This window comes from Faecalibacterium sp. Marseille-Q4896 (assembly GCF_017377615.1).
Classification (GTDB): domain Bacteria; phylum Bacillota; class Clostridia; order Oscillospirales; family Ruminococcaceae; genus Faecalibacterium; species Faecalibacterium taiwanense.
The window spans coordinates 45,792-70,665 of the sequence record NZ_JAFREG010000012.1; the positions used below are offsets into that span (position 1 = coordinate 45,792).

At 53.1% G+C, this 24,874-nt stretch carries 24 protein-coding genes and 2 pseudogenes; 9 read left to right on the forward strand and 17 right to left on the reverse strand.

The window, feature by feature from the left end:
• Nucleotides 1-8 precede the first annotated feature (8 nt).
• The 6 genes from J3348_RS13420 (at nt 9) to J3348_RS13445 (ending at nt 5,769) form a co-directional block, all read left to right on the forward strand.
• Nucleotides 9-1,052 (forward strand): ribonucleotide-diphosphate reductase subunit beta, encoded by a 1,044-nt coding sequence (locus J3348_RS13420; RefSeq protein WP_005946381.1) that lies wholly within the window; start codon nt 9-11, stop codon nt 1,050-1,052.
• Between the two features lie 34 nt (nt 1,053-1,086).
• On the forward strand, nt 1,087-1,950 hold the full coding sequence (locus J3348_RS13425; RefSeq protein ID WP_015536763.1) for a nitroreductase family protein: 864 nt from the start codon (nt 1,087-1,089) through the stop codon (nt 1,948-1,950).
• 128 nt (nt 1,951-2,078) lie between these two features.
• Complete coding sequence (locus J3348_RS13430; protein ID WP_015536764.1) at nt 2,079-3,260, forward strand: MBL fold metallo-hydrolase; 1,182 nt, start codon at nt 2,079-2,081, stop codon at nt 3,258-3,260.
• A gap of 161 nt (nt 3,261-3,421) precedes the next feature.
• Entirely contained in the window at nt 3,422-3,745 is a 324-nt protein-coding gene (gene trxA, locus J3348_RS13435) for a thioredoxin (RefSeq protein ID WP_015536765.1), read from the forward strand.
• 14 nt (nt 3,746-3,759) lie between these two features.
• A complete protein-coding gene (gene trxB, locus J3348_RS13440) occupies nt 3,760-4,689 on the forward strand; it encodes a thioredoxin-disulfide reductase (protein ID WP_015536766.1) in 930 nt (309 codons plus the stop codon).
• A gap of 567 nt (nt 4,690-5,256) precedes the next feature.
• Complete coding sequence (locus tag J3348_RS13445; RefSeq protein ID WP_055185902.1) at nt 5,257-5,769, forward strand: ferritin; 513 nt, start codon at nt 5,257-5,259, stop codon at nt 5,767-5,769.
• A 177-nt stretch (nt 5,770-5,946) separates the two neighbouring features.
• On the opposite strand, the gene J3348_RS13450 is transcribed toward J3348_RS13445, so the two are convergent.
• On the reverse strand, nt 5,947-7,284 hold the full coding sequence (locus tag J3348_RS13450; protein WP_015536769.1) for an FMN-binding protein: 1,338 nt from the start codon (nt 7,282-7,284) through the stop codon (nt 5,947-5,949).
• Nucleotides 7,285-7,518: 234 nt separating this feature from the next.
• Nucleotides 7,519-7,725, reverse strand: a pseudogene (locus J3348_RS13455) (PfkB family carbohydrate kinase); the annotation flags it as partial.
• A 513-nt stretch (nt 7,726-8,238) separates the two neighbouring features.
• Between J3348_RS13455 and J3348_RS13460 the strand changes: the two are divergent.
• Nucleotides 8,239-8,433, forward strand: a complete 195-nt coding sequence (locus tag J3348_RS13460; protein ID WP_005924624.1) for a DUF3873 family protein — start codon at nt 8,239-8,241, stop codon at nt 8,431-8,433.
• Nucleotides 8,434-8,489: 56 nt separating this feature from the next.
• Here J3348_RS13460 and J3348_RS13465 read toward each other — a convergent pair whose 3' ends face one another.
• The 5 genes from J3348_RS13465 to J3348_RS13485 form a co-directional block, all read right to left on the reverse strand.
• Nucleotides 8,490-9,872 (reverse strand): relaxase/mobilization nuclease domain-containing protein, encoded by a 1,383-nt coding sequence (locus J3348_RS13465; RefSeq protein WP_005924627.1) that lies wholly within the window; start codon nt 9,870-9,872, stop codon nt 8,490-8,492.
• A 62-nt stretch (nt 9,873-9,934) separates the two neighbouring features.
• On the reverse strand, nt 9,935-10,213 hold the full coding sequence (locus tag J3348_RS13470) for a hypothetical protein (protein ID WP_005924630.1): 279 nt from the start codon (nt 10,211-10,213) through the stop codon (nt 9,935-9,937).
• A 110-nt stretch (nt 10,214-10,323) separates the two neighbouring features.
• Nucleotides 10,324-10,653: a plasmid mobilization relaxosome protein MobC gene (gene mobC, locus J3348_RS13475; RefSeq protein WP_005924636.1), complete on the reverse strand. Its 330-nt coding sequence runs from the start codon at nt 10,651-10,653 to the stop codon at nt 10,324-10,326.
• Nucleotide 10,654: 1 nt separating this feature from the next.
• Nucleotides 10,655-16,414 (reverse strand): DEAD/DEAH box helicase family protein, encoded by a 5,760-nt coding sequence (locus J3348_RS13480; RefSeq protein ID WP_207699160.1) that lies wholly within the window; start codon nt 16,412-16,414, stop codon nt 10,655-10,657.
• Between the two features lie 368 nt (nt 16,415-16,782).
• Nucleotides 16,783-17,136, reverse strand: coding sequence for a TnpV protein (locus J3348_RS13485; protein ID WP_207699153.1), 354 nt, complete (start codon nt 17,134-17,136; stop codon nt 16,783-16,785).
• Between J3348_RS13485 and J3348_RS13490 the strand changes: the two genes are divergently transcribed.
• Together J3348_RS13490 and J3348_RS13495 are read left to right on the forward strand one after the other, a co-directional pair.
• On the forward strand, nt 17,120-17,932 hold the full coding sequence (locus tag J3348_RS13490; RefSeq protein ID WP_207699154.1) for a hypothetical protein: 813 nt from the start codon (nt 17,120-17,122) through the stop codon (nt 17,930-17,932). The genes J3348_RS13485 and J3348_RS13490 overlap by 17 nt on opposite strands.
• A 36-nt stretch (nt 17,933-17,968) precedes the next feature.
• Entirely contained in the window at nt 17,969-18,253 is a 285-nt protein-coding gene (locus J3348_RS13495; protein WP_156068789.1) for an NAD(P)H-hydrate epimerase, read from the forward strand.
• A 116-nt stretch (nt 18,254-18,369) separates the two neighbouring features.
• Here the strand turns inward: J3348_RS13495 and J3348_RS13500 are convergent, their stop codons facing one another.
• The 10 genes and pseudogenes from J3348_RS13500 to J3348_RS13545 form a co-directional block, all read right to left on the reverse strand.
• Nucleotides 18,370-18,834 carry an Hsp20/alpha crystallin family protein gene (locus J3348_RS13500; RefSeq protein ID WP_005924644.1) on the reverse strand — a complete coding sequence of 155 codons (465 nt, stop codon included), beginning with the start codon at nt 18,832-18,834 and terminating at the stop codon, nt 18,370-18,372.
• Between the two features lie 310 nt (nt 18,835-19,144).
• On the reverse strand, nt 19,145-19,666 hold the full coding sequence (locus J3348_RS13505) for a DUF1003 domain-containing protein (RefSeq protein ID WP_015564846.1): 522 nt from the start codon (nt 19,664-19,666) through the stop codon (nt 19,145-19,147).
• A gap of 64 nt (nt 19,667-19,730) precedes the next feature.
• Nucleotides 19,731-20,114 carry a hypothetical protein gene (locus J3348_RS13510; protein WP_097779536.1) on the reverse strand — a complete coding sequence of 128 codons (384 nt, stop codon included), beginning with the start codon at nt 20,112-20,114 and terminating at the stop codon, nt 19,731-19,733.
• Nucleotides 20,115-20,318: 204 nt separating this feature from the next.
• Nucleotides 20,319-20,678, reverse strand: a complete 360-nt coding sequence (locus tag J3348_RS13515) for a DUF2500 domain-containing protein (protein WP_207699155.1) — start codon at nt 20,676-20,678, stop codon at nt 20,319-20,321.
• Between the two features lies 1 nt (nt 20,679).
• Nucleotides 20,680-21,027: pseudogene (locus J3348_RS13520) on the reverse strand (DUF6054 family protein).
• A 173-nt stretch (nt 21,028-21,200) separates the two neighbouring features.
• On the reverse strand, nt 21,201-21,404 hold the full coding sequence (locus J3348_RS13525) for a transposon-transfer assisting family protein (protein WP_154244646.1): 204 nt from the start codon (nt 21,402-21,404) through the stop codon (nt 21,201-21,203).
• The gene (locus tag J3348_RS13530; protein ID WP_207699156.1) at nt 21,394-21,909 is read right to left on the reverse strand and encodes a YodL domain-containing protein; all 516 of its coding nucleotides are present in this window, start codon (nt 21,907-21,909) and stop codon (nt 21,394-21,396) included. The genes J3348_RS13525 and J3348_RS13530 overlap by 11 nt, the downstream gene beginning before the upstream one ends.
• Before the next feature lie 8 nt (nt 21,910-21,917).
• The gene (locus J3348_RS13535; RefSeq protein WP_207699157.1) at nt 21,918-22,805 is read right to left on the reverse strand and encodes an LPD16 domain-containing protein; all 888 of its coding nucleotides are present in this window, start codon (nt 22,803-22,805) and stop codon (nt 21,918-21,920) included.
• Nucleotides 22,805-24,619, reverse strand: a complete 1,815-nt coding sequence (locus tag J3348_RS13540; protein WP_207699158.1) for a DNA topoisomerase — start codon at nt 24,617-24,619, stop codon at nt 22,805-22,807. Before J3348_RS13540 ends, J3348_RS13535 begins: the two co-directional genes overlap by 1 nt.
• On the reverse strand, nt 24,606-24,874 hold a 269-nt coding region (locus J3348_RS13545; protein WP_207699159.1), incomplete at its 5' end, for a DUF4368 domain-containing protein. The genes J3348_RS13540 and J3348_RS13545, both read right to left, overlap by 14 nt.

Genomic DNA, 24,874 nt, shown 5'->3' on the forward strand with positions numbered 1-24,874 from the left:
AGGATAGCATGACGGAACTGAAGAAAAAGCCCCTCTTTAACCCGGAGGGCGACCCTGATGTGCGCCTGCGGCGCATGATCGGCGGCAATACCACAAACCTCAACGACTTCAACAATATGAAGTACGCTTGGGTCAGCGACTGGTACCGGCAGGCCATGAACAACTTTTGGATCCCTGAGGAGATCAATCTCTCGCAGGATGTGAAGGACTATCCACGCCTGCTGTCAGCCGAGCGCAGCGCCTACGATAAAATTCTGAGTTTTCTTGTCTTTTTGGATTCCATTCAGACAGCGAACCTGCCTAATATCGGCGCCTACATTACCGCCAACGAGGTCAATCTCTGCCTGTCCATTCAGGCGTTTCAGGAGTGTGTCCACTCACAGAGCTACAGCTATATGCTCGACACCATCTGTTCCCCCGTGGAGCGCAATGACATCCTCTACCAATGGAAAACGGACGAGCATCTGCTGCGCCGCAACACCTTCATTGGGGACTGCTACAACGAGTTTCAGGAGCGGAAGGACGCTCCCACGCTGCTGCGCGTGATGATGGCAAACTATATTTTGGAGGGCATCTATTTTTACAGCGGCTTTATGTTCTTCTACAATCTCTCCCGAAACGGGAAGATGCCCGGCTCGGCGCAGGAGATTCGCTACATAAACCGCGATGAGAACACGCACTTGTGGCTGTTCCGCAATATCATCACGGAGCTGCAAAAGGAGCAGCCGGAGTTGTTCACCGCCGAGAGCGTACAAGCGCTGCGCGAGATGATGCGTGAGGGCGTGGAGCAGGAGATCGCATGGGGACATTATGTAATCGGCGACGACATCCCGGGGCTGAACCGGCAGATGATCAGCGATTACATCCGCTATCTCGGCAACCTCCGCTGGACGAGCCTTGGCTATCCCGCATTGTATCCAGGCTTTGAGAGCGAACCGGAGAGCATGGAATGGGTCAGCCAGTACGCCGACGCCAACATGGTCAAGACCGATTTCTTTGAGGCACGCAGTACCGCCTACGCCAAGAGCACCGCACTGATAGACGATTTATAAGAAAACCAAAGACATCAGAATAGGAGATACTACTATGAATTACAGCGCTATGATCCAAAATCGCAGATCCGTTCACGCATTCTGCGAAAAGGAAGTTCCGAGCGAGGCTATCGGCCAGCTCCGATCCTACTATGAAAAGACCTGCCCCCGTCTTGTCCCGGAGATTGCAACGGAGTTGATCGTCTTGGACAAGGATGCACAGCCGGCGCTGGAGAGCTCAGCGGGCTATAATCAATTTCTCATCGGAGCACCGCACTACCTGCTCCTTATGTCTGCCCCGCATTCCTATGCGGCCATCAACGCCGGCTACATGATGGAAGATCTCGTCCTCAAGCTGACTGAGTTGGACATTGACACCTGCTGGATGACCTTCACCGACAGCGACAAAATCAAAAAGGCACTGTCTCTCGCCACCCCGTTAGAGGTGGCGGCAATCGTTGCCTTTGGCTACGGGGAAAAGACCGCAAAAAAGCTGCGGCTGAATATCCTAAGTATGTCTCAGATCGATGTGCGGGCCGAGCAGCAGTACTACGCGCCCAAAAAGGGCGTGCATGATTTGGTTCACATGGGGAGCTGGAGCAACAAGTCTGGGCTTGACGAGATGATAGACTTCTACGACGATATGCTCTGGCAGTCCTTCTACGCCGCTTCGCTCTCCCCCAGCTATCTCAACCGTCAGCCCTATGGCTTCCTTGTGCAGGATCACAGCATCTATTTGGTGCAGCAGGAGGATGCCTACACCGATAATTTGGATGCCGCATTGGATCTCGGTATTGTCATGCTCCACTTCTCCGCCGTCGCCTCCCAGTGGGCGGGGCAGGTACGCTGGGAACTTTCACCTGCTGCGCCCGACGGCCTGCCGGAAGGACTTCGCTCCGCTGCGGTGTACCACATGTAACGACTCTGGGGGAAGCAAGGCAACGGTAAAATGCGCGACCGTCGATCCGCGGTTGAGCGTATGTTCCATTAGAAAAGAAGAACCTATCAGTCAGAGTCTGAGTAAGGAAAATAGGAGGTATTTTTTATATGGCTATCCAAACGGTAACAGATGCCATCCGCTATGTAGGGGTGGATGATAACACATTGGCACTCTTTGAAAACCAGTACTCCGTCCAGCCTATGGGAGTGAGCTACAACTCCTATGTCATTCTGGATGAGAAGATCGCCGTGATGGACAGCGTGGACGCACGGGCGGCGGAAGAATGGCTTTCCAATGTGGCGCGGGTGTTGGAGGGGCGCAGCCCCGACTATCTTGTGGTCACACACATGGAGCCGGATCATTCCGGCAGCCTCATGCGGCTGGCACAAAAGTACCCGGAGATGAAGATCGTGGGAAACGCGAAAACATTTACCCTGATCAAGCAGTTCTTCGGCACAGGTGCATTGTCGGAAGACCGTATGCTGGAGGTTGGCGAAAGAGATACGCTTTCCTTGGGTTTGCACCGGCTGCGCTTTCTGCTGGCGCCGATGGTACACTGGCCGGAGGTGATGACGGCGTATGAGGAAACGGAAAAAATCCTGTTCTCGGCGGATGCCTTCGGACGCTTTGGCTCACTGGAACGGACTGCCCGTGCCCCCTGGGTGCCGCAGGCCCGACGGTATTATTACAATATTATCGGGAAATATGGCGCACAGGTGCAGGCGCTGCTGAAAAAAATCTCCGCGCTGGAGATCAAAACAATCTGCCCGCTCCACGGTCCCGTGCTTACAGAAGGGCTGGAGGAGTGTCTGCGGTTCTATGATCTCTGGTCACAATGGGAACCAGAAGAATCGGAGAGCATACTGATTGCCCACGCATCCATCCATGGAAATACTGCCCATGCGGCGAAGACCCTCAAGGGTAAATTAGAGAAAAAAGGCGTACAGGTCAACATATGTGATCTCACTGTGACAGATCTTTCCTACGCTGTTGCCAGTGCGTTCTACTGCGGGAAGTTGGTTTTAGCCAGCGCCACCTATGACGGAGGACTGTTTCCGCCCATGAGGGAGTTTTTGGAACATTTACGGACAAAGGGATTCCGAAACCGCCGGGTTGGCCTTATTGAAGACGGCTCTTGGGCACCTGCTGCCGCGCGGCTGATGCGCACCAAATTGGAGGAGATGAAGGATATCCACCTTTACGAAACGGTAGTGTCTCTGCGTGGTGCATTGAACCAAACCAACGAAGCGCAGATGGACGCTCTGGTGGCTGAGCTCTGCGCAGAATAAGCTGCAACAAACCGCAGCTATTTTCGTACAGATGATGGTCTTACTCATCTGCTTTATGTCCCAAGGGCAGAGTACCGTCACCTCAGGATGAGGTCACAATGTGGTGTGGGACGAGACCGGAGTCTTGAGAATACCCAAACAAAGGAAAGGAGCTGACAGATATGGCAGCTATGAATATGAATCAGGAGCAGTTTAAGCAGTTGATCCGGGAGGAAAAGCCTGTTTTGGTGGATTTCTGGGCGCCCTGGTGCAGCTATTGCCGGAGGATCGGCCCTGCGTATGAGAAGATTGGAGAGGAATACGCGGACAGCCTTGCTGTCGGCAAGATCAATATTGACGAGGAGCCGCAGCTGGCGGGGGCCGAGGGGATCGAGGACATCCCAACTCTGATGCTGTACCGGAACGGAAAGGCCGTGGATTCCATCATCGCGCCCGGCTCAAAGGCAGAAATCGACCGTTTCATTCAGGAAGCCTTGGCGAAATAACGGAGGGTTCAGATATGAACAACAATCATGTTTATGATATGCTCGTGGTGGGCGGCGGACCGGGCGGCTACACCGCTGCCCTGTACGCGGCACGGGCGGGGCTGGACACCATCGTGCTGGAAAAACTGTCCGCCGGTGGGCAGATGGCCCTGACCGAGCAGATCGACAACTACCCCGGCTTTGAGAACGGGATCGACGGCTTCTCTCTGGCGGAGAATATGCAAAAGCAGGCGGAGCGTTTTGGGGCACGCAGCGAATACGCGGAAGTTCTCCGCATGGATCTGACGGCGGTTCCCAAGCTCGTGGAGACCAGCGAGGGGATCTTCCGGGGGAAAACCGTGGTGCTGGCCACCGGCGCAGACCCCAGAACGCTGGGCGTTGCCGGAGAGACGGAGCTGTTGGGCCGGGGCGTGGCCTACTGCGCCGCCTGCGACGGGATGTTTTACAAGGGCAAAACGGTGGTCGTGGTGGGCGGCGGCAATTCCGCCGCGGCAGATGCCCTCCTTCTCAGCCGCGTGGCGAAAAAAGTGATCCTCGTCCACCGCAGAGACACCCTGCGGGCCACCAAGATCTATCACGAGCCGCTGGCACAGGCCGAAAACGTGGAATTCCGTTGGAACAGCGTCGTTTCCGCGCTGCTTTCCGGGGACAGGCTGACCGGCGTCCGCCTGCGGGACACCGTCACCGGTGAGGAAAGCGTGGTGGACTGCGACGGCGTATTTGTCAGCGTGGGCCGACAGCCCGCCACGGCGCTGGCGGTGGGTCAACTGGCGCTGGACGGCGGCGGCTATATCGTGGCCGGAGAGACCACGGAAACCAGTATTCCCGGCGTATACGCCGTGGGCGACGTGAGGACGAAGCCCCTCCGTCAGGTGGTCACCGCCGTGGCGGACGGCGCGGTGGCAGTCCACATGGCGGAGAAATATATCGCGGAAAACCGATAAGGGAGGTAGATTGAAAAAGCCATGTTTAAGGTCAGGCCGGATACGACCGCAGTGGGGATGCCGACATATCTGCAAGGCAAACTGCCAGAGTGATGGCAGATAAGATAACCCATGTAGGATCGGGAGATATGTTGTCTCTCCATATCCAGTCCACACAACAGTGAGCAACTGAACACAAAGCACAGCCACAGATGTACTCTGCGGCTGTGCTTTTATGCGTAGTATTACCGCGTGACAAGCGGTTTTACTGTGACGGCGTCACATAATTTGAGAAAATCGGCTTCGAGGCAGCTTTTGGAGCACAAGCCCTTTGTGGTTGTTGACAGAGAAAAAAATATAGGTATAATAAAAGCAAAATAATAAGGTTCATTCTTGCATTTGGAGAATTGGCGGTATGCCAAAATACGCAGAGGAGATATTGGCCGCCGTAACGGAGCTGCAGCAGCATCCCAAAGCGGAGCAGGTGTTCCTGGAGATGAAAAAAGGGAGCATCCCAGCATCGCTCTGGGTACGGTATATCTGCCCCCATGCCGGGAGCAGGAAAAGACAATCTTATGGAGGAGAAGTATCATGAACGCTAACGTATCTCTTCTGCTCAACGAGCAGATCAATAAGGAGTTCTACTCCGCCTATCTGTATCTGGACTTTGCCAACTACTACGCCGCCGTCGGACTGGACGGCTTTGAGAACTGGTACCGGGTACAGGCGCAGGAGGAACGGGATCACGCCATGCTGTTTTGTCAGTATTTGCAGAATAACGGCGAGGGCGTCACCTTTGAGGCTATCGCAAAGCCGGAGTGGGAACGAGGCGACCACATGGCCCCGCTGAAAAGAGCACTGGAACACGAGATGCTGGTCACCGCCAGCATCAATGCCATCTACGCCGCCGCATACGAGGTCAGGGACTTCCGCACCATGCAGATGCTGGACTGGTTCATCAAGGAACAGGGTGAGGAGGAGAAGAACGCCGCTGACCTCATTACCAAGATGGATCTGTTCGGCGGTGACAGCAAGGGGCTGTATATGCTAAACAGCGAGCTGAAGGCACGGGTCTACACCGCGCCCTCGCTGGTGCTGTAAGCCCCGCGCGTCTGCGGGCTTTCGCATCAGGCAAAAGGCAGACTGCATACAGGTGGCCTGCCTTTTCTTCCACCAGATGGTTAGATTGTGCTAACTGCGTATAATAAATAAGCAGCGCCCGCCGGGAGATCTCCCGGCGGGCGCTGCTGTGTTCAGAGGAACGTTATTTTTCTTGCCTTACTTTGCGGCATCCACCAGCACACCAACGTAGCCGGCAGTATCCACCAGCGTGGCACCGGAAACGGCGTCCACAGCCTTTTCATCTTTGCTCAGAGCCTCGGCGTCGGCAATGCTCATGCCGTTCACGTGATTCTGGATGGCGTCGTAGTTGGCATCCAGCGAAACGGTGGAACCAGCCTTTTCGGCCATCATCTTGCTGTAGTAATCGGCGTTGACCCGCTTGGACATCAGCACCTTGCCCTCGGCGTAGCCTGCGCCGAAGTCAGAATCGGAGTTGGGCACACCGACGACCCCGGCGTCCGAACCGGCAAACTGGAACTCGTCAATGTAGCTCAGCACGATGGTGTCCCCGGCGGTGGCGACAGCGCCGGAGGTGAAGCACTTGGTACCGTGTGCGGCCCCATAGACCACATTCAGCTTCAGGTCCTCGGAGCTGCCGTTGAACTCCACGGCCTGCGTGGTCTGGGCGTTTTTGGCGGCATCCACGATGGCAGAGAGATAACCGGCGGTATCCACCAGCGTTGCGCCGGAGACGGCGTCCACAGCCTCGGCACCCTTGGCGGCCACATCCTCCAGCTCGGAGATGGTCTTGCCGACGGCAAAGTTCTGGATGGCGTCGAAGTTTGCATCCAGAGCGACCGTGGAGCCGCCCTTTTCAGCCATCATCTTGCTGTAATAATCGGCGTTGGCCCGCTTGGACATCAGCACCTTGCCCTCGGCGTAGCCTGCGGCAAAGTCGGAGTCGGAGTTGGGCACGGCGGTCACGCCTGCATCGGTGCTGGTGAACTGAAAATCGTCGAGGTAGGCGGCGAGGATGACGTCATCCTTCACCACAGCCACCGCTTCAGTGAAGCACTTGGTGCCGTGGGCGGCAGCATAGGCCTGACCGATCTGGATGCCGCCTTCCACCGGGACGATGGCGGCGGGCTCAGCGGGGGCTGCGGCAGCAGAGTCGGCGGGGGCTTCTTCGGCCAGCTCCACACCCAGTGCGGCGGCAACGGCCTTCCGGACGGCCTTGGAGGTCACCGTGGCACCGGCAACGCCGTCGATGGCGGGGCCGTTGGCGGCCACGACCTGCTTGGACAGCTCTTCCAGTGCAGCGCCGCCGATGCTCTCGGTCTCCTGTGCGCCTTCCAGTTTGCAGTCGGTAACGGTGCCGTTGGCATCCACGGTCAGGGTGGCGGTGACAGCACCGCCAAAGCCTTCGGCAGAGCCGGTCTTAGTCACACCGGCAGCGGTGGAGCTGCTGCTGCCGCCGCAGGCGGCCAGAGAGACGCCAACAACGAGGCTCATGGCCACGGCAGCGCTCAGTTTGCGGATGATCTCCTGTTTCATGGGTCTTTCCTCCAGAGAAAAATCGGTTTGTGTTCGGTCCCCAGAAAATGTCATATCTTTTCAAGGATGTTTACAAAAGATAACATATTTTGTGAGGTGCTGTCAAGAGATTTTAGCACATACTTCGTGAAGAATGATAAATTGGTGTCAATTTGTGACGCTGACGGTATAAAAAAAGCCGGAAACCAACGTGCAGCGGTCGGTTCCCGGCAGACGGAAGCGCTAAGGCGAAACTCAACGCTTGATGTCGTAGTTCATGTTCATCAGGTTGCGGATGGAGCTTACTTCGTCGGTGATGTTGGCATCGCCGTGGATGGTGTGCTTGATGGCGCTGCTGGCCACGGCAAAGTTGATCATATCCATGGCCTTGTAGTCGTGCAGCATGGCGTAGATGAGGCCGCTGGCGAAGGCATCGCCGCCGCCCACGCGGTCGAGGATATTAATGCCGGTTCCGCCTATGCCCATTACCGATTCAGCTTGCTTTGTGACACGAATGTACGGCAACATTTTTATCTGCCGATAACTCAACCTGCGTCAATCGAACGCTGCAATGGAGATGGCGGAGAACAGTTTGCGCGTACGAGCGTTCAGCTCAAGCAATGCTTCGTTCTCTCAGCACATCTTCATTGTAGCTTAGGTTTGGGCATCTGTATAGCTCACTGGCTGTGAACTTCTCAGAACCAACACCATTGTAGCAAGCAGGGCATTCGTGCGCACAAATGCAAATTTTGCGTTGCAAAATGCTTGTTGGGAAATCCCAAACCCTTTCTGATCTGCACCGTTCCGGTGCAGGCTGCGCGTTCTTTCCGAACGCTATTGAATGTGTCAATGCACACTCTCTCCGAAAATCCGGGGCGCTTTTTGGTGCAAGCGTCAATGGCATAATTCCTAAGTTCATGATAGAATAGGTGCGTTGTGTGCCTGACACATGAAAACGGAAAGGACGATGCAGAAATGGAGCAGCTTTATCTGATGCCCGGTGAGGAACGCTACACAAAGTTTCGGGATGAGAACGGTGTGCCCAAAATCCGTTACACCTACTGCTCCCTGCACGGCAAGCTGTTCAATTGCGTGTGCCGCTCAACAGATGAAGCCCAACGGCTGTGTGAAGATTGGCTCGTAACGCAGGATCGCTGCTACATAAACTAAAAAAGTCGCCGAGGATTCCGCCCCATGAAAGGGTTAGAATCCTCGGCGACTTTCGTTTATCGGGTCTGCTGCTTTTCCTGTGCGTCTTTTTCTTCTGCGAAGAACAATTCAATATTTTTCTGTGCCTTTACCAACTCCTGCATTTCTTCTCGTGCCTTGCGATAGTCCGGGTAGGCTGCTTTCTTTTGGGTCAGAAGATCGGAATACTCTGCATTCAGTGCTTTGACCTTCGGCAGCTTTTTTAAGCCAGTTTCATCGAAAGCGGCCTTGGCTACTTTGTGCAGTGTGATTTCTTCCCGGTGAGTATCCAGAAACTTTTTGCTATATCCCGCTTTCCGGTAGGCATCGTAGACTGGGTGGGTCTTGGCGTAATTGACGATGTGCGTTTTCAGCACAGCAATTTCCGCCATCCGTGTTTCGGCGGCTTTGATGGAATCTCCCAGCTGGTGGTATTTTTCTGTTGCCGCCGCTGTGCGTTCATTCAGTTCATCTGCGCTGCCAATTTTGTGCTCCTGCAAGAAAATCAGCGTCTTGGACATTTCTTTCAGATTATATTTTTTCGCCCATCGTGCATAGCCTTCGCTTTTGCCCTCGGAGAGCTTTGCCTGAATGTCAACCAGCAATTGGAACGGCGGCTCTTGGAACGGCTGTGTCTGACGCGGACGGTGTTCGGTTTTTCCCGCAATCACCGCTTGCAGTTCATCCTCACTGTACCCAGCCCCCAGCGTTTTGAAGCGGATGAACCGCTTCTGCCGTGCGCCCTTGACGGAAGTGTATTTTCCACGCTTGACCTCATAACCCTGTTGTTCCAGTTTTTGCAGAAAATCTTCGTAATCCTTGGGCTTTTCTGCAAGGATGCTGTCGATGATGCCACACAGCCTATCACGATTGCTTTCTTTGGGTGGATAGAGGGTACGTTTCTGCCGTTCCCGGTAGGGCTTTATTTCAATAACAGAGAGCTGATGCTCCAGACAAATCAAGTCGCTCAACCGCTGAACGGCCAGTGCCGAAAAGAAAAAATCCCGGAACTTTTTTGAACCGTCCAATGCGGTGGAGTTGAAAATCACATGGTTATGGATGTGGTGACGGTCTGTGTGGGTGGCAACGATAAAAGCGTATTTGCCCTTGGTAAACCGCATGGCAAGTTCATAGCCCACCTTGTTGGCTTCCTCGGCGGTGATCTCACCGGGTTTGAAAGACTGTCGAATTTGATAGGCGATGATGTCGCTTTTCTGTCTGCGCCCGGTAGCAAGTTCATACTGCCGCTTGGAAAGCATAAATTCTTCATCGACTGTCAGAGGGCTACACTCGTAGCAGCTTACCAGTTCACCTTGTTCGGTCTTATCTGGATTCTGCACATAGTCTGTGCGGCTTTTCAGACAAGCCGCAACCGACTTGCCCTTGTTTTTGTGCAACGCGATCAGCCGTGTCGCGGCCATCCTGAATCACCCCCATAAAAGAAAAATGCCGCCCGAAGGCGGCAAACGATTAAAACTATTTCTTACAGTTCGGCAAGCCACTCACTGAAACGTCCGATGTCCTCGGTGATGGCTGTTGCACCGAAAAAGAGAACGAAGCAGATGAACTCAGCTACCAGCAGGATAAAGAACTGATCCCAAGTCTGGCGGTAGGCAGTGTAGATGCCGCAGCCGAAGATGTAGAGCATCAGCGGAGCAACCACATAGCTGGACAACGTGAGCAGCCACTTCGCCATCAGAGCCAGAAAAGCCACAAAGAGAGAAACCGGGAAGAGAACAATTTTCTTCAGGATAGACATCATATCAGGCACTTCCTTTCTGTTCGCTCTTATTATAAAGGTATCGACTATTGCACTGCAAGGATGTCAAGCATTATATGTACACCCGCAGTCCTCCAACTGCGGGAATTTTCTTAGAGATTTGCCAGTTTAGTCAGAATCTGCTTGCCAATGGAAATCAGTTCGTCCAGCCGGGTGCGCAGATCAGCAAGGTCGGCAGAGTAGATCTTGCCGTTTTCGTTAGCGCGTTTGGCGACCTGATTCAGATTGTTACTGCAATTCTGAAGCAGATAAGCCATTCGGCGCAGCTGTGGAAGGTCGAGATTCAGGCAGTAGCCATCCAGTGCCATTTTGCGGATATAGGCACTCAGACTGTGGATGCCCATTCCATACATCTTATCTAAAATGCGGTTTCGTTCTTCATCGGTCACACGAATAAATAGACGGTGTTCCCGCTTTTTCACATTATCGCCCCTCCTTATCCAGATAACTCTTGAACGGCTTGACTGGTTCCGGTTGGTTGACCTTTTCCTCCAGCGCAGCCAGCACGGACGGACGAGTTGTGGGAGTTTCTTCTGTTTTTTCGGGAGAATCCTGTGCCGAACTGCGATCAATGTTCAGCAAGGCGTTCAATTCAGAAAGTCGGGCAGACTTTTCGGCCAGTTCTTCCTCCTGTGCAAACGGCTTTGCCACTTCAACCTCTGCAGCCTGTTTCTGCTGCTCCAGATTTTGCAGAGCATTTTCAGCGTCTGCAATACGGTCCGTAAAGTTGTCGATGGCATTGTCCAGACGAGTGATATTGCCGCGCGCATCATCGCCCAGCGATACCGGATAGCTCAACTCTGCCCGGAGAACGGCTTGATGCTCATTTTTGAAGCTGTCGAACCGGATGTTCAGTTCAAAGCCACGGTAGGTGCCCAGCAGCATCATATCGGCATTGGGCATCTCCTGCCGAGCCAGCAGCAACCGTTCGCCCGCAGCCTTTTTGTCATCGTACACCATACCTTTGATGGTCATACCGCAGAAGTTTTCTTTGTCTTGCGGGTGTGCTGCTGCAATCTGTGAATCCTGCTGCAAAGCAGCAATGCGGGTTTTCTGTTTCTGGATCTCCTCCGGGAAAGTTTTGAGCAGCTTATCCTCCAGACGATATTTCTGATTCTGGAAGTCTCCGCGCAGCACCTTCAATTTTGCTACCTGCACGTCCAAGTCCATCTTTTCCCGGATGCGAGGGTCGCCTGCACACAGAGCCTTGATTTCTGCGTAAGATAAAGCCTGTTCGTCAATATCATCGCAAGATCGCATAGGCGATTTGCTCGTCATGATCTGCGAGATAAACTTCTGCTTATTCTCAAGGGTCTGATAGAGGTAGGCGTCAAATGTCGATTCCGTGACGTAGTTATAGACGTAGACTTGTTTGTTTTGGTTGCCTTGGCGGATGATTCTGCCGTTGCGCTGGGTCATATCAGACGGACGCCAGCCTACATCCAGATGATGCACCGCTACGAGCAGCGTCTGGACGTTGGTCCCTGCCCCCATTTTGGCAGTGCTGCCCAGCAGCACACGCACCTGTCCGCTGCGTACCTTGGAGAAAAGTTCTGCTTTCTTGTTCTCCGTATCTGCGTTGTGGATGAACTCGATCTCCTGTTCGGGCACACCGGCGTTGAGCAGCTTGGTGCGAATATCATCATAGACGTTGAACGAACCGTCCCCCTTGGGAGTAGACATATCGCAGAAAATCAACTGGGTCAGCTTCTGCTCCTTGGTGTCGTTCCAGATGCGCAGGACGTTGTTGACGCAGGCATTTAACTTGCTGTTGGGGTCATCGGGCAGAGCGGAATTCATCAACCGCTGGTCAAGACCGATTTTGCGGCCATCCGACGTGATTTTCAACATATTATCCACAGAGGGGTCAACAGAACCGCTGTGGACTTCGGCTGCACGTTCGCTCAACGCCTGCACCATGTCCTGTTGGATTTCCGAAGGTTTGACCACCACCGTCTCAAATTTTGCATCAGGCACCGGGAGATGAAGCTGATTGCTGGTCTTGATATCTGCTGCTTCTTTGAACATCGCCATCAGTTCAGGCAAGTTGAAGAACTTCGCAAAACGAGTGCGTGCACGGTATCCGGTGCCTTCGGGCGCAAGTTCGATGGCAGTAGTAGTTTCACCAAAAGTAGAAGCCCACGCATCAAAATGGGTCAGCCCTTTCTGCTGCAAGGTGTTGTACTGGAGGTAGCGCATGAGGGTGTACATCTCGGTCATACTGTTGCTCAGGGGTGTACCCGTTGCAAAAATCACGCCACGGCCACCGGTGATTTCATCCAGATAGCGACACTTGCCGAACATATCGCTGGATTTTTGTGCCTCGCTCGTACTCAAACCTGCGACATTACGCATTTTCGTGTACAAGTAGAGGTTCTTAAACGCTTGGCTCTCATCCACAAACAACCTGTCTACGCCCAATTGTTCAAACGTAACCACATCATCTTTACGGTCTGCGCCTTGCAGCTTTTCCAGTTTCTGTTTCAGAGACTTGCGCAACTTTTCCAGCTGCTTTACTGTGAAATGCTCGCCAACCTGTGCTTTCGCTTCTTCGATGGCCTCCTCGATTTCATCCATCTGTTCCTGAATCAGACGCTCCTGTCGTTCTGCGGACAAGGGTATCTTTTCAAACTGGCTGTGTCCGATGATAACTGCATCATAATCACCGGTCGCAATTCTCGCACAGAATTTTTTTCGATTACCGGGTTCAAAATCTTTCTTGCTGGTAACCAGCAGCTTCGCATGGGGGTACAGACGTAAAAACTCGCTGGCCCATTGTTCCGTCAAATGGTTTGGCACGACAAAAAGACTTTTCTGACACAAGCCCAGACGTTTCAGTTCCATAGCGGAAGCCGCCATCTCAAAACTCTTGCCAGCACCGACTTCGTGCGCCAAAAGGGTGTTGTACCCATACAGCACATGGGCAACCGCATTGCGCTGATGCTCTCGCAAATTGATCTCCGGGTTCATGCCCACAAAATGAATGTGACTACCGTCATACTCACGGGGGCGGGTGCTGTTAAAAAGCTCGTTGTACTTTTTTACCAGTAGGGCGCGTCGCTGTGGATCTTTCCAGACCCAGCCAGCAAATGCGTCCTTGATGGCCTGCTGTTTCTGCTGGGCGAGGGTGGTTTCGTTTTGATTCAGCACACGCTTTTCTTTCCCATTCTCCTCGATGGTATCATAAACGCGGCTGTCACGCAAATTCAAGGTATCCTCCAAAATCTTGTAAGCGTTGGCTCGGCGGGTACCGTAGGTTTCAGTGGCCATAATGTCACCAAAGCCAGTAGCAGATTTATTGCTGATCCGCCATTCGGAAGTGTAAGGGGAGTAGCGAACGGTGATGGCATTGTTGTAGCGGATACGATAGGGCGGCTGAAAAGTTTCCATCATAAACTGTTGTACGATAGAGGGGTCAAGCCATGTGGCACCCAAACGCACATCAATTTCAGATGCCTCCAGATCTTTGGGCTGTGCCTTGGTCAGTGCGTCCACATTAACCTTGAACTCCGGGTGACTTTCCGCAGCAAGCTGTGCCATCCGCAGCTTATCGCGTACATTACCCGAAAGGTATTCGTCCGCAGTCTGCCAGCCCGCTTCCGGGTCGGTGGGGTCGGCGACAGGGTCCTTGAAGATCACACCAGACAATTCAGTGGTGATGCGCCCGTACTCGTCGGGTGTGCCCAGCAGTTCTGCCATATAGGGCAAATCCACCTTGCCGTGTTCCCCGATGGACACCGCCAACGCTTCACTTGGCGTATCCACGCTGGTGACGGTGCGTTCCGGGCGAATGGTGCGCTTGGTGAACATCGCCGCCTTGGATTTAAGCTGCCCTTGCTCGTCCAGATTTTCCAGCGAACACAGCAGATAATAGGAGGAATCCTGCTCAAACAGCCGCCCGTTTTTACGGTCGTTCAGCAGACCGTACTTTGCGGTAAAGTCATCGTAGGCGGCGTTCAAACGCTCCTGTGTTGCCTTGATGTCGGCATCTGGGTAATCCTCCAACTGTTGCTGAATCAGGTCATTGATGATCTGCCGCAGTTCCACCATGCCGGTGACGCGCCCCTTGGCGTTATCGGACAATTCCACCTGCGTCATGATGGAGTTTTCGCGGTAGTAGATCTCGCCATCCACCACAGTATAGCTGAAATTTTTCACGGTAGGATCTGCGGGCAGCGTTTTGCGCTGTGCTTCCACATCTGCGACGTCCGGGGCAGCAATCTCCACCGCAGTGTAATTGCCCTCAATATGCTGCACCGCTTCTGCAAGCTGGTCTGCCAACACTGCACCCTCAATGGGTGCAACGGTGAGTTCCTCCCGTCCGTACTGGGTGCTTTCGGTGGTCAGCTCGCCCAGCACCATCTCCGGGTGGTCTACGAAATACTGGTTGATGGCAAAGCCATCTTCTGTTTTGCCCAACTGCACCCAGTCCGGCTCGTGGTCGATGGGGCGGTCACGTTTTTGCAAAAAGATAATGTCGCTGACAACATCCGTGCCAGCGTTGGCACGGAAAGCGTTGTTGGGCAGACGAATGGCCCCCAGCAAATCGGCTCGTTCTGCCATGTGCTTGCGGGCAGAAGAATCTTTACTGTCCAGCGTGTAACGACTGGTAACAAACGCCACCACGCCGCCCGGACGCACTTGGTCGATGGCTTTGGCGAAAAAGTAGTTGTGGATAGAAAATCCCAGCTTGTTGTACGCCTTGTCGTTGACTTTATACTGACCAAAAGGGACATTACCTACGGCAAGGTCGTAAAAATCTCGGCGGTCGGTGGTTTCAAAGCCAGCAACCGTAATGTCGGCCTGTGGATATAGTTTTTGGGCGATGCGTCCGGTGATGGAATCCAGTTCCACACCATACAGACGGCTGTCAGCCATGCCAGAGGGCAGCATACCGAAAAAATTGCCAATACCCATGGAAGGCTCCAAGATATTTCCAGACTGGAAGCCCATCTTTTCCACAGCATCATAGATGGCGCGAATTACCACCGGAGAGGTATAGTGGGCATTCAGAGTGGAAGCGCGGGCGGCGGCATACTCCTCTTCGGTGAGCAACCCTTTCAGTTGGGTGTACTCGGCAGACCAGTTTTCCTTGTTGGGGTCAAAGACATCTGCAAGACCGCCCCAGCCTACATACTGCGAAAGCACCTGCTGCTCCTCGGCGGTGGCACCGCGATGCTCCTGCTCCAAAGTGCGCAAGGTCTGGATGGCTTCAATATTGCGGGCGAATTTCTGCTTGGGGCCTCCGACACCCAAATTATCATCCGTGATGTGAAAATTTCCTGCGGCTTCCGGTATCGGTTCAGCGTTCAGGGCTTCGTCTGCGGCAGCAGCATCCGGAAAGGTCTGCCACTCGCCATTGACCTCCACAGAGATAGGCAACTTGTCCAGTTCCTCATCAGGTGTAGGTTCATCCCGCCGCAGACCGTCCTCGAATTGCTGCTTGTTGAGTACCTCGTTATCCCACGACTGCCCATGCGCGCTGGTGTCGATGCGCACATCGGTTTCGCCAACATAGCCGATTTTGCCTTCGATGGTTCGGGTGGGAAGGTCAACAACAACTTCGTCACCGACCTTGTAATCAACAGCCTTTTCAGGAGAAACGTCAATAATTTCATCCTGCTGCTGTTCATACAGTTCCCGGATATTGGGCAACCGTTCAACCCGGAAGATGGGCTGTCCGCTGTTGGTCAAGTCCATGTCCTGCAAGCTGACGGATTTGAACATGAAGTTGACGTGATCCACACGGAAATCCCGGCCATCTAGCTTGACGATGATGCCGATCGGCAGATAATCTTCCTCTCGCAGATATTTTGTCTGATGGTGGGTACCATCTCCGCCCTGTCCGGCTAGATAGATGCTGTTGCCCTCGGCCCACAGCTTCTGCGATTTTGCTACCCACTCTCTGCGCAAAAAGCCGGTCACTTTGACTTTTCCCAGCGCATTTTCCTGTGACAGCAAATTAGAGCGAAAAACTTCCTTTACAGTGATTGCATCTTTGTCATAGAACAGAAAATATCCGCCCAGTTCAAAGCCAATCAGGGTATTGGGGTACTGCTCTTTCAGAGCATTGTATTCGGCAGCGGCATCACCATCCAGCATTGGGAGCTGTCGTTCCGCTTCCTGCACGGCGGCACGATGCTCTTTTTCCTTATCGGTCAGGTAGCGGTCAGACTGAATCATCAGGTCAATATATTTTTCGACCTGCGCCCAGCTTAACGTAACCTTTTGATGATCCGGGTAGTGGTCAAATTCAAGTCCTTTCCCATCATGATTTACAAAACCGCTGCTGCCGTCCAGAAAATCCTGCGAATGTCCGCCGATGCCGTACTCTTTTGCCAGTGCTTTGGCACGGAGTTTGCGGTCAGGCTGTGTCTGGTACAGTTCGATGATCCGCTGCTTGCCATCCTGAAAACCGGAACCATGCTTGCGCAGTTCATTCTCAATCTCGGCCTGCGACAAAACAAAAGCGGAGGGCGATTTTTCGCTCTCCGCTCGGTCGATATGTTCGATTTGCTGGGTTTCGGTAGGAATGGCGGCATCCAGAAAACTTAGCTGTAGATCAGCTCCGTCTGAATCACTTCCTCGACCTGCTCCCGCAGGATGTTCATGTGCTGAACCCACGCCATCTGGTTCTTCTCCTTGTCCGGAGCCGGGTTCTTCGCCAGCAAATCGGCCATCAGTTGCTTCTTCATCGCTGCTGCGGTCTGCTCCAGTTCGGTCAGGGTCGGGTACAGGCTCCCGTTCAGGAGCATCGTGTTGTACAGCACCGGGCGCTGTTGCCTCAGAAAGCTCAGGCGCATCCTGCCGTACTTGCCCAGCGGGGTCTTCGGCTGATGCAGGGTCAGGTTCGGGAGAAGATAATCCCCGGTCTGCGTGTAACTCAGATTGCTGCTCATATTCATGCTGGCTCCTTTCATTGTTTCGGCGGCGAATGGTGGTTTTTACGGTGCGCTCGATGTTCCGCAACACCTCTCGGCTCATGTCGCTGACGGCTGCGCCGAGGGCGTAGACACTATCCGGGGTAGAGAAATTGTAGATTGCCTGAAAATCGTCCTTGTCGAACCACCCGGCAGGCTCAAAGCCGCAGCGTTCCAGCAGCGTGTAGGTGACACTCATTGCTGCTGCGCTTTTGAACTGCATCTCCACCCCGGCTTCATCATAATCCATCAGGAGCGAGCCGTCAACGATGGCACGGATGTCGCCGCCGTTGTTGTCCCAGTAATCCGCCACCAATTTTCCGGCAACATCGGCAAGCTGCTGGCTAACACGCTCTCCGCTGATGCCGTAGATAGCGGCGAGCATTTCCGAAACAGGCTGTTTCAGATCATCGTTGTACTGCCACACCTCCGGGTCACGGGAATTACGGCGCACACCGGTGTCCGACACATCGAAAACGTAGTGCAGGCGCGGGAATCCGCTGGATTCGTCCAGCAGAGCGATACCCTTAGAGCCACGTCTGACATAGCGGTTCATCCGGTTGTTCCAGATGTCAAAGTCGGCGCAGGCGGTGGCATCCGGGCGCTGGGCGTAGATCATCAGCTGGTCTGCAAAACTGTACTTGTACAGCCGGGATGCAGTGGTCAGGTAGTCCGACCAGTTTTCCCAATATCGGGTCAGTTCCTTTGCCGTTTGCTGGGCGAGGTTAAGGTATTCTTGCGTTTTGTTTGGCATTTTGGCCTCCTTTCAGCTCTGTGGTAAACAAAAAAGCGAGCGGCCTTTTCAGGTCACTCGCTTATGGAATCTATGGTAGTTTATGGCGCACTTCGGCCTTCCGGTCTTGCTGCCTGCGGGCTGATACGCCGTCTGCATAAGAGCGACACCTTTGTGCTGGCTGTAGACCTGCCCAGCGGCATCAACACGGATACCGGGGAGGTTGCCGAGGGTGCTGCCCATGCAGATTTGACCGTAACCTTCGACAGTTATAAGCCTTTGCATATGGCAGAAGCTTCTGCGCCGCTGTGCGGAAAAATCATCTGTGCTGACATTGGCATCCGGGATGAATGGCACCCGGAGTTTTGACGAAGGCTTGCCGCTGCGGAAAAATACCAGGAAACAAAAAATGCCCCCGGAGGGCTTGTTGCGGCTCTCCGGGGGCATCTTATGTGCGTTGTGCCTTGGCGCACACGACCGGCGTTTTACTCGATTGCAATCAGATTCGGGTTCTCAGGCAAAGCCTTCGTCTGCTGAGGAGCAGGCAGCTCGACGTGCAGGACGCCATCCTCGAACTTTGCGTGGATGTCTTCCTTCTTCACATCGCCCACGTAGAAACTGCGTGCGCAGGTGCCGGAGAAGGATTCGTGCCGCAGATAGCGGCCCTTCTTATCCTTTTCGTCATTACTGTGGCTGCGCACTGCCTGAATGGTCAGGTAGCCGTCGTTCAGATCCATCTGAACGTCTTCCTTCTTGCAGCCCGGCAGGTCAACAGCTACTTCGTAACCGTTGTCCGTCTGTTTGACATCGGTCTTCATCATGTTTGCACCGCGCTTACCAAAGGTATCACGAGCCTCACGGTTCATCATACGTTCCAGTGCAGCGTCATTCCAGAACGGATCGAAGAAATCATCGAACAGGTTTTCATGGAAAACAGTCGGCATAAGCATAAATCATTCCTCCAATCCCGGCGTTCGGGTCGGGGCAAAAAATCTGAAGCGTCCACTCGGAAGAGCTTTCCGGGGAGCCTTGCGGCTCTCCTTTTGCCCTTCCTCCTGAGCACGCCACTGTTATAGCATTGTTTTTTAGCACTGTCAATATAAGAGCGCTAATATTCACGAAAAAATAATACTTTTGCAACAATATCTTGTATCTGTCTTTCCCCCATTACCACAATGAGACAAAAATCAACACCGGGAGATGAAATCGCACACCGTTTTCTTTCCGGCTTATCCCATTTTGGCGCAAAAAAGCTAGGATTCAGTTGTTTTCCTGCTGCTTTGTATGATTTTTGCCATCGTTTTGCAGCCGCTTTTCCAGTGCGGACTGCTTGGCAAGAATGGCGTTTACTTTATCGTACAGGTCCTCGATCATGATCTCGGTCTTCAAGTTGACTTTATAGTCATTTTCCGCTCTGCGGCGGTCTTTTTCCTCCTGACGGTTCTGGCTCATCATGATCAGCGGTGCCTGAATCGCCGCCACACAGGACAGTACCAAATTCAGCAGAATAAACGGATACGGGTCAAATGCCTTGGCAGCCAGCACCGTGTTGACCACCATCCAAAGGATCAGAACACCGGTAAAGGAAAAGATAAACGCCCAGCTTCCGGCAAATTTTGCAATGGAATCCGCTGCACGCTGCCCCAGCGTATACTTTTCTTTTTCGCTTTCAGGACTGACGGAGATCTTACTGTCTGCCAGCAGATTCAGCACTTCCTCATCGGTCATGTCGTGCCGGATGTCCTTGAGCACTTCTTTTAATAGTTTTCTGTTTTCCTTCATAACGGTCACTCCTCTCTCATGGATGTTCTTGGGTGGTAAACGGGAAGTTGTCCTTATGCCAAGTTTACTTGTCAATCACAAAATAAGCAATCACCATTACCAAAGAAATGGTCAATCCTATATAAAACTCGGGGAATGCTAATCGAATGCTATTCTGTAAACTGACTTCACCGGTGACAGTCAATGTATGCCAGGTGAGGAATTTATATATTTCGGAGACCACAATCCCAATCACGCCTAATGCGCCTAAACTTTTACTAACAACTCGTTTCTTGACGGGAAACCATACTCCTAAAACAAACAAAATGACAGACACTATTCCAATAGGATTGAGTAGATTTATCAAGCCGGTAATTTCCTGTACACCTTTTAATCCGCCATATTGGTTAAATAACATTGGTAATAAACTAATCAGAAACGCTATTGATAGAATTATTTTCTTTTTCATCCATTCACACTCCTTCGCCAAATTCCGAGTTGTCGAGTTCAGTACATAACGAATCGCTGAAATCCAATTCAGACATCGTGTTGCACAAGTTGATTACATCTGCTTTTTTGAAACCAATTTGTTTGAACATTGAATTTGGCATAAGTCGAAACAACATATTCTGAAATTTCGATAGCTTTTTAGGCATCTTATATTGTGCTGCAATTAGCTCCGCTCAAACCCAAGATAGCGGGTGCCCTGAAAACTCAGCTTTCCAATGTCGCCCTCCACAAGCATTCCGTAGTCCGAACCACTTACGGTAAGCTCCATGCGGTCGCCGCTCTCTACCTGAAAGGTCACATAATAGGTCGTGAACGTATGCGCCATCGTATTGTCTGTATGGTGGCGAGAAACTTCCGTTCGCTTTGCCACAACCGTTGCCGGAACAGTCAGCCGCGGCGAATGGTTGTTTTTATTCCATGTGCTGATATTTCCGATGATGGTGTATAGGATCATGCCCATAACCACAAGGAACAGGATGGGAAACAGAATGCTGAACAGCATATCAATTCCAGCGTAAAACATCTTATTCCTCCCAAATTTCTTCCAGCAGGTCCTTTACATCGTCCAGAAAAGATTCTTCTCCGAGGGTGTTCACCTTGAAGAACACCGCTTGACTGCCTCATGCGGTGATGGCAGACAGCCGGATCGGACTGTCCGCATTCTGGAACATGGTCAGTGTCAGACTCAGGCGGTTGCCGCCCATCATGCTGTACCGTTCAAATACACGGACACTGCACCGGGCATCGCCCTCTTTGAAATCACTGCCTGCCTCTAAATCTTCCGACCAACTGCTGTCCGGGATTTCATTTTCCAGCTTCCGAAGCAGCTTGTCAAAGTTTTTGTTTAGGATGGTCTTTTCAAAGATTGCCATAATGGTTCCTCCGTTCTGACAATTAAAATTCAGTCCCTTATTTTTGATACGAGCAGAGCCACAGGAAAATTGCGGAGAAATCGCTTGAAGAGAGGAATTTTGTCTAATTTGATTATAGCATATCTTTTGGAAGAACAAAATACTTTATGTATGCCGCCCGCAGGCGGCAAAGATCAGTCCAGTGGAAATTCCAGTTCGGCAAACTCTGCATCGGTCAGCAGTTTCAGCTTTTCGATAACACCCTCCGACAGTTCCCGCAGGGCGGTTTCGTCGGGCATCAGGTAGCACTGCATCAGCCGCAACTCGTGGATAAGCCCCAGTCGGGTGCCGGTATTGTAGAGCATCATCAGGGTCAATTCCTCGTGGTCAAAGTTCATGTTCATCCCTCGCTTTCCGGCAGACGGTAGGATTGCACTCCGGGGCATCGCACTTTTCTTTGAGATTCATCAGCACCGAAGGGCGTTCCGGCTGCTTGTCCAGAAACCCCTGTAAATCTTTGAAGCCGATGCTGTCCACATAATGCACAGACACCTCGCCATTGCGTTTGAGTGCGATCACATCGCTGACCGACAGGCTGTGCCCCTCAAAATCCTGCGGACGGGAGAGGTTGAACATCTGAAACAGTTCTTCCAGAACCTCGTTGTCCGGCACATCCTGCCACATGACGGGCAAATCAGCATAGTAGGTGACCTCGTAATGCTCCGGGTCGGGCGTTTTGCCACGACGATGCAGTTCCCGCATGGAAGCAAATCTTTCATCGAGGATTTTTTCGTCATGCCGCAACTGCATCACCATATAAACATCGCACCCTGCGTTCAGAAACTTCTGCGGGATGTCTGTCATGGGTTCACCGTCAAAATTCTGGTTCCATTTTTGCTGCATCGTCCACCTCACAGTTCCGGTGCAGAACGTGCAGAGGATTTTGGCGCAGACGTATCACTTGCCAGTTCTGCCAGCTTTTCCAGTGTGGAAGGGCGATGGTCTGCACTCAGTTCCTCGGCTTCCGCAACTTTATCCATGACTGCATCGTAGTCCTGCAGTAGCCGCCGGCCCTTTTCCATGTGGTGTGCTTCCAGAATCTGCTCACGGGCTTCCTGAATGGTCAGTTCCGGTGCATCCAGCTGCCCGCCGTCCATCACAGAATAATCGCTGTGGTAAATGGTGTAGTCCCAGCCATCCTCACAGGACTGGATAGCAAGATAGCCCTTGCCGCCCAGTTCCCATGCAGCCTGCTCGTCTTGTGTCTGAATTTCCGGGTAGAAGTCGGCATGGTTCCGTTCCATGACCTCGGCAAACTGGCAGATGTGGAACACATTGCCCAGACCGCCCATGTCAAAGTGATAATCATCCAGATGTTCCAGCCGTGCCGTAAAGCTGCGCCCATCCGGGTAATCCACCTGTACAACTCCGCCATCGGGAATGCGGTAGAGGTCGTCATAGTGGCTGTTGATGAGACGAATATCCTTCGGCAGCGTTTCCGGCTCCCAGATGCGCCGCCTGCCGATGCCCGCCTGCGGGATGTTTTCGAGGATCTTTACGCTTTCCTGTTGGATGACCTTGCGGTCATCGTCCGAAAGTTCAAACAGATACCAGTTCCGGGCAGCAGGAATGGCGTTCCTGCCATCGGGCGGCAGGTTCTTTTCGGAAATCTGCCCGCTTTCCAGCGGCTCGCCGGTCACCTTATTGTAGGTGGCAAAGCCGACTCCTGCACCGTTTTCCCGGAGGTGGAGATAGCGTTCATCGTTGATAAGGTAGACCGCTTCTTTTCGTTGCTCCATCAGCACCCACCTTCAAATTCCAGCGAAAACTTGCTGCGGCCATCGGCTTCACAGGACAGCAGCACGATAGCATTGTAGGTCTTGCCCTTGGCGCTCTTGCAGTCCTTCAGGCGCACACGACCGTCCCGCAGCAGCTTGTCCGCCACATGAGCGTCCATGCGTTTGCCGAGCCGTTTCAGAAAAGCATTATCCTTCCACAGCACGAAACGGCACTCCCGGTTCTCGCAGAACCAGCCCTTTTCGCGCTCCACGACAGGCTTCCCACAGTTCGGGCAGACACCAATAATTTTGTTTTTCATAAGCGCATTCGCTCCTTTCGCAGCCTCGGTGGTCGTTACCAGCGAGGAGATCATTTCTTTAATTTCAGTCATAAAAGTTTCCGGCTCCATTTCGCTGCGCTCGATTTGCAGCAGCTTTGTTTCCCAGTCGGCGGTCATTTCCGGGGATTGGATTTCTTCGGGCATTACGGTAATAAGGGCTTTGCCCTTGCCGGTAGGCAGCAGCACCTTGGTTTTCTTGTTGCCCTTGCGTTCCAGAAAACCCTTCTGCACTAACTTTTCGATGGTGGCGGCTCTGGTCGCCGGAGTGCCGATGCCCTGACGTTCCACACCCTCCGGCATACTGTCTGCACTGGCGGTTTCCATCGCATGAAGCAGAAGGTCCTCGGTGAAATGCTTCGGCGGGGACGTTTGCCCCTCTTTCAGTTCGGCAGCGGCAACGCTGCACTGGCTCTGCTCCTGCACGTCCGGCAGAACAACCGCTTCTTTCTGCTTGCCCAGCAGTTTTCCCAGCATTTTCCGCTCCATGGCTTTCCATCCCTCGGACAGCACAACTTTGCCTTTTGCGGAGAACTCTTCCCCGGCGCAGATGGTGGTGAGCGTAGTTTCTGCATAGCAGTGCGGTTCGCCCACAGCGCAGAGCAGCCGTGCAGCAATCAGCCGCAGGACATTCCGCTCCCCGGCAGGGAGGGCAGCAAGGTCTGCTTTTGCCATGCTTTTCGTAGGCAGCAGCGCATGGTGGTCGGTGACTTTGCTGCCATCGATGACCTGCTGCACATGGATAGGAAGCTGTTCCTCCATGGCAAACGCCTTGCCCACATCCGTCACCAGCCCCGGAAGGGATGCCGCCATATCCTCCGTCAAAAAGCGGCTGTCCGTGCGGGGGTAGGTGATGAGTCGTTTTTCGTAAAGGCTTTGGGCATAATCCAAGGTCTGCTGTGCCGTAAATCCCAGCAGACGGTTTGCATCCCGCTGCAATGCAGTAAGGTCATAGAGCTGCGGCGGGCTTTCGGATTTTTCCTTGCGTTCCATCTTTTGCACCGTGACACGCTCCTCCTTTCGGCATTTGGAAAGCAGCAGTTCGGCATCCGCTTTCTGGGCAAACCGTTTGCTGGATGCGGTGCCGCCGTCCGCAAGGGTCAGGGCAACCGTGTAGAATTTCTTCGGCACAAAGGCGGCAATGGCGGCTTCCCGCACCACCGTCATGGCAAGCACCGGGGTCATAACGCGCCCCACCGCCAGCGGCTGACCGTACAGACACGAGAAAAGCCGGGACGCATTGATGCCGACCATCCAGTCGGCGCGTTCCCGGCAGAGAGCTGCATTGTACAGCGCATCGTATTCAGTTGACGGTTTGAGGTGGGCGAAGCCCTCCCGGATGGCGTTTTCCTCCATGCTGGACAGCCATAGGCGAGAAAAGGGCTTTTTGCAGCCTGCTTGCTGGTAGACAAGTCGGAAGATCAGTTCTCCCTCCCGGCCGGAATCTGTAGGATAGTTCTCGGAGGTGACTTTTCTGACTTTGTTACTCGATGGCATCCAATGGGCCGATAAAGCGGTAGAAAATCTGGATTTTCTGGACGTATTCGCCATCGATCTTTTCCGCTTTGGATACCAGAATCTTGTCAATCAGCTGATGCAGAATCTTATAGTTCAGTTCGGTGATGCCAGCGTACTTGCTGACTTCATCAATAAAATCCTGAATCTTGTCCAGCTGATCGTGTTCAGCACGGCCTTCCCGCTCGTACTGCTCAATCTTCTCGGTCAGTTCAGCCTGTTCTTTGTCGTAGCGAT